Origin of the sequence: Segeticoccus rhizosphaerae, from assembly GCF_009192725.1 — a bacterium.
GTDB lineage: Bacteria > Actinomycetota > Actinomycetes > Actinomycetales > Dermatophilaceae > Segeticoccus > Segeticoccus rhizosphaerae.
Genome location: NZ_VOHR01000173.1, coordinates 1 through 8,280, shown reverse-complemented (window position 1 = coordinate 8,280; position 8,280 = coordinate 1). Strand labels below are relative to the sequence as shown.

The following is an 8,280-nucleotide window of genomic DNA, read 5'->3' as shown; positions in this document are numbered from 1 at the left end:
TGGTGCCGGCCGACGGCGTGTATGCCGGGTGGCTGGTGCGCCTCGACCGGCCCGCCGACGAGCCCGAGCGGCGCCTGCCCGCCGCGATCTCGGTCGGCACCAACCCCACCTTCGATGACGTGGAGCGCACCGTCGAGGCCCATGTCCTCGACCGCACCGACCTCGACCTGTATGACGAGCGCGTCGCCATCGAGTTCGCGGCCCGGCTGCGCTCCAACGACCGCTTCGAGTCGATCGAGAGCCTGCTGCTGCAGATGGCCGACGACGTCGAGCGCACCCGTACCGTGCTCGGCCTGCCACGGTCAGGCCCGTCCGACTCCCGCGCCACTCCCTGACGGCTGTGCGCTCGGTGGACCGCCCGGGGCTGGTCTGGGCGCGCACCGACTGGGGCCTGGTGATCGCCGCGCTCGGCCTGTCCCTCATCGGCGCGGTCCTGGTCTGGTCGGCGACCCGGCACCAGCTGGGCAGCGCCCTCGCCGTGCGACACCTGATCAACACCGCGATCGGCGTGGTCCTGGCGGCCGCCGTCACGCGCCTGGACTTTCGGGGGCTGCGCGCCTGGGCACCGTGGGTCTACCTCGCCTCCCTGCTCGGGCTCGGGCTCGTGCTCTCACCCGTCGGTTCGACGATCAACGGTTCGCGCTCCTGGATCGAGCTGCCGGGCGGCTTCTCGGTCCAGCCCTCCGAGTTGGCCAAGGTGGCGCTGTGCATCGGGCTGGCCATGATCCTGGCCGAGGGAAGAGACCGTGACCGGCCCCCCTCGCACCGCGACGTCGCGCTCGCCTGGCTCGTGGCCGGCATACCGATCGGTTTGGTGATGCTGCAGCCCGACCTCGGCTCCGCGCTGGTGCTGGGCGCGCTCGCCCTCGGCGTGATCGCGGTGTCTGGGGCGCCGAGACGATGGGTGCTCGGGGCCGTCGGCCTGGTCGCGGTGGGGATCACCGTGGCCCTCACCACGCCGCTGCTCAGCGCCTACCAGCGCGACCGCCTCGTCGCGTTTGCACACCCGGAGGCCGACCCGTCCGGCATCGGCTACCAGACGCGGCAGGTGCGGATCGCGATCGGCTCCGGAGGCTGGGGCGGGAAGGGCCTGTTCCAGGGGCGACAGACGCAGGGCGGGTTCATCCCGTTCCAGCAAACCGACTTCGTGTTCTCGGTGGCGGGGGAGGAGCTCGGATTCCTCGGCGCGGCGGGGCTCCTGCTGGTGCTCGGGTTCGTGGTGGTCCGTGCGCTGGTCATCGCGGTCCGGACCGAGGACGCGTTCAGCCGGTTGGTGGCGGTCGGCGTGGCCTGCTGGCTCATCTTCCAGGTCTTCGAGAACGTCGGGATGAACCTCGGGCTGATGCCGGTCACGGGGCTCCCGCTGCCGTTCGTCTCCTACGGTGGCTCGAGCATGTTCGCCTGCTGGTTGGCCGTGGGCCTGCTGAACAACGCACACCTCGCGAGCCTGCGCCGGGGCTGAGGACCGAGCCGGTTACCGACCGGTCACTTTTGTGCCCCGGGGTGTGCGCTTCGACGGTTCTCCTGAGATGATCCGGCTCCGGACCATCGCGACCAGGAGGGCCCCATGGTTCGTTCCGTGCAGGACGAGACCGTCAACCATGCGTTGATCGACAACCGCGCCCCGAGCGTGGGGCACGTGTTCCGCGACCGGGTGCGTGCCACGCCCCACCACGAGGCCTTTCGCTATCCGGTGGGCGAGGAGTGGCGGTCCCTCACCTGGGAGGAGTCGGCGACCCGGGCCTACCGCCTGGCGGCGGGACTGATCGAGCTCGGGATCGAGCCGGAGGAGCGGGTCGCGCTGGCCTCCGCCACCCGTGTCGAGTGGGTGCTGGGCGACCTCGCCGTCATGTGCGCCGGTGCCGCGACCACCACGGTCTACCCCACCACCTCGGCCGAGGACGTCACCTACATCGTGGCCGACTCGGGCAGCCGGGTGGTCATCGCGGAGGACGACGCCCAGCTCGCCAAGCTGCGCGAGCACCGCAGCGAGCTGCCGGACGTCGTCAAGGTCGTCACCATCGACGGCACGCCGGACGACGAGTGGGTCATCACGCTGGCGCAGCTCGAGGAGCTCGGCCGGCAGCGGCTCGAGCGGGAGCCGGGCGTGGTGGACTCCCGTATCGACGCGCTCGTCCCTGAGCACCTGGCCACGATCATCTACACCTCGGGCACCACCGGCCGGCCCAAGGGCGTGCGGCTGCCGCACTCCGCGTGGACCTACGAGGGAGCGGCGGTGGACGCCATCGGCATCCTCTCGCCGGACGACCTGCAGTTCCTCTGGCTGCCGCTCGCCCACGTCTTCGGCAAGGTCCTGCTGATGCTGCCCCTCCAGGTGGGCTTCCCCACGGCGGTGGACGGACGGGTCGACAAGATCGTCGACAACCTCGCGGTGGTCAAGCCGACCTTCATGGGCGCAGCACCGCGGATCTTCGAGAAGGCCTACGGACGGGTCAACACGATGATCGACGGCGAGGGTGGCATCAAGGCCACGCTGTTCCACTGGGCCGTGGGGGTCGGTCGCAAGGTGTCCGAGCTGCGGCTGCAGGAACGCAAACCGGGCGCGCTGTTGGCTGCCCAGCACGCCGTCGCCGACCGGCTCGTGCTGCGGACCGTTCGAGAGCGCTTCGGTGGGCGCGTGCGGTTCTTCATCTCGGGGTCGGCGGCGCTCAACCGGGACGTGGCGCAGTGGTTCGACGCGGTGGGCATGCTCATCCTCGAGGGGTACGGACTCACCGAGACCAGCGCCGCCGCCTTCGTCAACCGGCCCTACCCCGGTGGCTATGACATCGGCAGTGTGGGCTGGGCGCTTCCGGGCACCGAGGTGCGGGTCGCCGACGACGGCGAGGTGCTGCTGCGCGGGCCGGCGGTGACGCGGGGCTACCACGGGTTGGAGGACGCCACGCGGGAGGCGATCGACGAGGACGGTTGGTTCCGCACCGGCGACATCGGCAACCTCGACGACCGGGGCTTCCTGCGGATCACCGACCGCAAGAAGGACCTGTTCAAGACCTCGAACGGCAAGTACGTCGCACCCTCGGCTATCGAGGCGATGTTCAAGGGCCTGTGCCCCTACGCGAGCCAGCTGGTGATCGAGGGCGACGGGCGCAACTTCGTCTCGGCCATGGTCACGCTCGATCCGGAGGCGATCGAGCAGTGGGCGAAGACCCAGGGCCTGCAAGGACGTTCGTATGCCGAGATCGTCAGCTCGCCGCAGGCGCGGGAGATGGTGCAGGGCTACATCGACGAGCTCAACACGCAGCTCAACCGCTGGGAGACGATCAAGAAGTTCATGATCCTGGACCACGACCTCACCGTGGAGGCCGGCGAGCTGACCCCGAGCCTCAAGCTCAAGCGTCGGGTCGTGACCAAGAAGTACCAGGCGGAGCTCGACGGCCTTTACGTCTGATCGTCGGCGTCCGCGTCGCGGGTCACCAATTTGGGAGTCAAGGTCACCGGCGACGAGCCGGCCGAGTCGAGCGCCGCGAGAAGTCGCTTCGGGGCCACGCGCCGATAGGCGTCCTCGACGATGCGTTCGACGTGGTCCCATTCGACGTCGACGTCCAGGTAGACACCGACCCAGCCGCGCCCGCCGACGTACGGCGGCCGGAAGAAGTGTTCGGGGCCGCTGGTGACGAGCACCTGTTGGGCTCCTTCGGGCGCCGCAGCCCAGAAGGCGAGTCGCTCGTCGTGGTGGTGGTCGGCATACATCACGAAGGTCTTCTTGTCGCGGACGAACCACGTCGGCTCCCCGTGGCTGAGCCGCTCGGTCACCTCGGGGAGTGCCAGACACAGACGCCGCAGGCGTTCCAACGGGTCGGCCCCACCACTCACGATCGGCCTCGGCGACGGGGAAGGACCGAGGACATCCGGCGTCGAGCCGTGGCCAGTCCGCCGCGCGCGACAAGACGCAGCATGGGCAGCGTCGACCGGCCGTTGTAGATGACCACGTCGTCGAACCGGTGTTGCCCAGGGCGGTCGGCCACCTGCCGGGCTCGGTCGCGGAGCCGCACCAGCTGGTCCACGGTCATCGGCAGCGGCGCCTCGTCCGGCTGATAGCGCGCACCGAACGGAAAGTCGCGTCCGGAGGTGCCGCTCATCTCCAGGTGACAGCCCATCACCGCCGTGACCCGACGGCTGGCGGACAGCTCGACCAGCCGCTCGAGACTGTCCACGAAAGCGGGCATGTCCTCGACGTAGAGCCGTCCCGGGTAGACGGTGTCACCGGTCACCAGCAGGCCCGACCAGGGATCGTGGACGGCGATGGACGTCCGGTGGTGGCCGGGGATCCCCGTGATCTCGAGCGCCCGTCCACCCAGGTCGAAGGTCACGACCTCGGCCGGCCAGCGGGTGAAGCCGAAGAAGTCCCGCACCGAGTCGAGGTCCGAGCCGACGACCGTCGTGGCCGGCCTCCCGGCGAACTGCGGATCGCCCTTGATGTGGTCGTGGTGGGCATGGGTGTGGGCGACCACCAGTTCGTATGGCGGCGCGTCCCCCGGGCGTGGATGGTTCGCCTGCCAGTCGACGACCAGGCCATCGACGGCACCGGCCACGTCGCACCGCTCGCTCTCCGCGGCGTCGCCGGTGTCGAGCAGGATCGCCCGGTCGTCGCCGAGGAAGAGGTAGAGGAAGGGCGCCTCCGCCGAGACTGCCTTGCTCTGTCGCAGCACCGCCGTGCTGGCGTCGACCCAGTGCGTCTGGATCGGCGGATCCGTGTCCTGCCGTTGGGTCGGAGCGCCGTGCGCCCACACGATGTCCAGGTCGGGCGGGACCGGCGCGTCGCCGGAGAAGTGGGTCGCGGGAGTGCTCATCGCGGCCATGCTAGGCCGGACGGGCCGGACCGTCGCCCTCAATTCGGCGGGCGGCCAGTTGACGGCGCGCGGTTAGGCTGGAGGACATGTCTGCTGCCACACTGCCGGGAGAGTCCCTCTACCCCCTGCTCGAGCCGCTCTTCGAGCAGGTGGGCAAGCCGATCCAGTACGTGGGCGGGGAGCTCAACTCTCAGGTCAAGGACTGGAACTGCGGAGGCTTCGGCCCGGACGGCGACGAGCTCACCGCGCGGTGGACACTCATGTATCCCGACGCCTACGAGGTCGGCGTGCCCAACCAGGGCGTCATGATCCTCTACGAGGTGCTCAACGAACGTGCCGACGCCCTGGCCGAGCGTTCGTATGCCGTGTGGCCGGACATGGAGGACCTGCTGCGGGCTCACGGACTGCCGCAGTTCACCGTCGACGGGCACCGCGCCGTGCGCGACTTCGACATCTTCGGCCTCTCCTTCTCCACCGAGCTGTGTTACACCAACATGCTCACCGCGCTGGACCTGGCCGGCATCCCGTTCCGGTCGCAGGACCGTGTCGATGACGACCCCCTCGTCATCGTCGGTGGTCACGCGGCCTTCAACCCGGAGCCGATCGCGGACTTCATCGACGCGGCCATCGTGGGAGACGGCGAACAGGCCGTGCTCATGGTCACCGACCTGGTCACGACCTGGAAGGCCGCGGGGCGCCCCGGCGGTCGTGAAGGACTGCTGCGCGACCTCGCCCGGACCGGCGGTGTCTACGTCCCGGCGTTCTACCAGGTCGACTACCTGCCTGACGGGCGGATCAAGCGGGTGGTGCCGACCGAGCCCGGGGTGCCCTGGCGGGTCTCGAAGCACACGGTCATGGACCTCGACGCCTGGCCCTACCCCAAGCAACCGCTGGTGCCCCTCGCGGAGAGCGTCCACGAGCGCATGTCGGTCGAGATCTTCCGTGGCTGCACCCGCGGCTGCCGGTTCTGCCAGGCGGGCATGATCACCCGGCCCGTGCGCGAACGCTCGATCACCGGCATCGGCGAGATGGTCGAGAGGGGTCTGGCGGCCACCGGGTTCGAGGAGGTCGGCCTGCTCTCGCTCTCCAGCGCCGACCACAGCGAGATCGCCGACATCACCAAGGGCCTGGCCGATCGCTACGAGGGCACCCAGACCGGCCTGTCGCTGCCCTCGACGCGGGTCGACGCGTTCAACATCGACCTGGCCAATGAGCTGACCAGGAACGGGCGCAGGTCGGGGCTGACGTTCGCGCCCGAGGGGGGCTCCGAGCGGATCCGGAAGGTCATCAACAAGATGGTGACGGAGGAGGACCTGATCAAGACGGTGGCCGCGGCCTACGGCGCGGGCTGGCGGCAGGTCAAGCTCTACTTCATGTGCGGCCTGCCGACCGAGACCGACGAGGACGTCCTGCAGATCGCCGACCTCGCCCAGCGCGTCATCGAGACCGGCCGCCAGGTCAGTGGGCAGCGGGACATCCGGTGCACCGTCTCGGTGGGCGGCTTCGTGCCCAAGCCGCACACTCCGTTCCAGTGGTGCGCGCAGCTGGGCGTGGAGGAGACGGACGCGCGGCTGCACCAGCTGCGCGACGCCCTGCGGGCCGACAAGCGCTACGGGAAGGCGATCGGATTCCGCTACCACGACGGCCAGCCCGGCATCGTGGAAGGACTCCTCTCCCGCGGAGACCGCCGGGTCGGCCGGGTCATCGAGGCCGTCTGGCGTGACGGGGGCCGGTTCGACGGCTGGAGCGAGCACTTCTCCTACGAACGCTGGATGCGCTGCGCCGGCGAGGCTTTCGCGGAGCTGCCCTGGGACATCGACGTCGCGTGGTACACGACCCGGGAGCGCGGTCAGGCCGAGGTCCTGCCCTGGGACCACCTCGACTCCGGCCTCGACAAGGAATGGCTGTGGCAGGACTGGCAGGACGCCCTCGACGAGACCGAGGTCGACGACTGCCGGTGGACGCCGTGCTTCGACTGTGGGGTCTGCCCGCAGATGGGCACCGACATCGAGGTCGGCCCGACCGGCCAGAAGCTGCTTCCCCTCACCGTCGTCGGATCGGGGCAGCCGGCCCTGCTCGAGCGGCCCTGACCCGTCCCGTCCACGCGGGTACCCTCCGGCCATGGCCAAGCGCACCCCTGACGGACCCGAGCCCGATCCCGCGGTGCAGAAGCTTCGCGTGCGTTACGCCAAGCGCGGGCGCCTGCGGTTCTCCTCGACCCGCGACTTCCAGCGCGCGCTCGAGCGGGCGCTGCGCCGGGCGGACGTGCCGATGGCCTTCTCGGCCGGGTTCCACCCCCATCCGAAGATCTCGTACGCCAACGCGGCCCCGACGGGCACGGCCAGCGAGGCGGAGTACTTCGAGATCTCGGTGACGGACCGGGTCGACCCGGAGCGGGTGCGCGCGGCGCTCGACGAGGCGCTCCCTCGCGGGCTCGACGTCCTGGAGGTGGTCGAGGCGGGCACGGGGGCGCTCGCCGACCGGCTGGAGGCCAGTCAGTGGGAGCTGGTCTTCACCGGGCTGTCCGTCAGTCGGGCCGAGGCTGCGGTCGCCGCGCTGCTGGCGCAGGACCGTCACGAGGTGACGCGACTGTTCAAGAAGGGGCCTCGAACCTTCGACGTCCGCGGGGCCATCGTGTCGTTGGCCGCGTCGGGGTCGGAGGACGGTTCGTGTGCGATACTGCAGATGGTCGTACGGCACACCACACCGGCCGTGCGCCCCGACGATGTTCTCACCGCGCTGCGAGCAGTGGCTGACTTCGTGCCGCCGGCACCACCCCTGGTGACCCGGCTGGCTCAGGGCCCGCTGCACCCCGCAACCGCGAGGGTGGCTGATCCACTGGCCGCCGACCGGGACGTCGACGGCAGCTGAGCTGGTGACGCGCACCCTGCGCGAGCCGGGCCAGCTGTAGCTCGACGACTTCCGTCATCCCGCTCCCGCGGGAGGACGACGAACACCGCGCACCACGCGGATGGCGAGGGCCGGTTGGCCCCGGTGTGGTCCCCGTCCCGTGGCTGACGGGAGACGCCCCACATGGCATCTGACGACAATCTCTTCTCCGCAGCACCCGACGCCCCGGGCGACACCGATTCGCCGGCACCTGCGGAGTCCGCCACGCCGCCCAAGAAGGCCGCCAAGCGCGCCCCACGCAAGGCCACCAAGAAGGCGCAGGCCCCTGTGGCCACAGCATCACCCGAGCAGCCCGACGGCTCAGCGGACGGTGATTCGGTCGAGCCCGCCAAGACGGCGGCCAAGCGGGCACCGCGCAAGGCGACGAAGAAGGCCAGCACGGCAACGACGGCAGCGCCACGCAAGAGGGCTGCCAAGAAGTCAGCCACCGCCGACGAGGGCGCTGCCCCTGAGCCGGAGCCTTCGGCAGCGCAGGCGGACCGGGACGACCGGCCCCCTGCCCCGGCCGTGGGCGTCCTCTTCCAGGCGCCGGACCCGGTGGCGCCCCGTCGGCGCCGCG

The 8,280-nt window shown here is 70.4% G+C and carries 7 protein-coding genes and 1 pseudogene; 6 read left to right on the top strand and 2 right to left on the bottom strand.

Annotation, left to right across the window (positions count from 1 at the left end; translation table 11 throughout):
• From FRW57_RS13690 to FRW57_RS13680, 3 genes are all read left to right on the top strand, one after another.
• A partial coding sequence (locus tag FRW57_RS13690) for a riboflavin kinase (RefSeq protein ID WP_203230324.1) occupies nt 1-335 on the top strand: 335 nt, incomplete at its 5' end.
• Nucleotides 336-340: 5 nt separating this feature from the next.
• Complete coding sequence (rodA, locus tag FRW57_RS13685) at nt 341-1,462, top strand: rod shape-determining protein RodA (RefSeq protein ID WP_202911715.1); 1,122 nt, start codon at nt 341-343, stop codon at nt 1,460-1,462.
• A 105-nt stretch (nt 1,463-1,567) separates the two neighbouring features.
• On the top strand, nt 1,568-3,409 hold the full coding sequence (locus FRW57_RS13680; protein ID WP_137123387.1) for an AMP-dependent synthetase/ligase: 1,842 nt from the start codon (nt 1,568-1,570) through the stop codon (nt 3,407-3,409).
• On the opposite strand, the gene FRW57_RS13675 is transcribed toward FRW57_RS13680, so the two are convergent.
• Entirely contained in the window at nt 3,400-3,834 is a 435-nt protein-coding gene (locus FRW57_RS13675) for an MmcQ/YjbR family DNA-binding protein (protein WP_137123386.1), read from the bottom strand. The two genes, FRW57_RS13680 and FRW57_RS13675, sit on opposite strands and share 10 nt — an antisense overlap.
• A complete protein-coding gene (locus FRW57_RS13670) occupies nt 3,831-4,811 on the bottom strand; it encodes an MBL fold metallo-hydrolase (RefSeq protein ID WP_137123385.1) in 981 nt (326 codons plus the stop codon). The genes FRW57_RS13675 and FRW57_RS13670 overlap by 4 nt, the downstream gene beginning before the upstream one ends.
• Nucleotides 4,812-4,897: 86 nt before the next feature.
• Here FRW57_RS13670 and FRW57_RS13665 point away from each other — a divergent pair, with 86 nt between their 5' ends.
• The 3 genes and pseudogenes from FRW57_RS13665 to FRW57_RS13655 form a co-directional block, all read left to right on the top strand.
• On the top strand, nt 4,898-6,901 hold the full coding sequence (locus FRW57_RS13665; protein ID WP_238999426.1) for a TIGR03960 family B12-binding radical SAM protein: 2,004 nt from the start codon (nt 4,898-4,900) through the stop codon (nt 6,899-6,901).
• Nucleotides 6,902-6,932: 31 nt separating this feature from the next.
• Entirely contained in the window at nt 6,933-7,682 is a 750-nt protein-coding gene (locus FRW57_RS13660; protein WP_152186233.1) for a TIGR03936 family radical SAM-associated protein, read from the top strand.
• 162 nt (nt 7,683-7,844) lie between these two features.
• Nucleotides 7,845-8,280 (top strand): annotated as a pseudogene (locus tag FRW57_RS13655) (hypothetical protein); the annotation flags it as partial.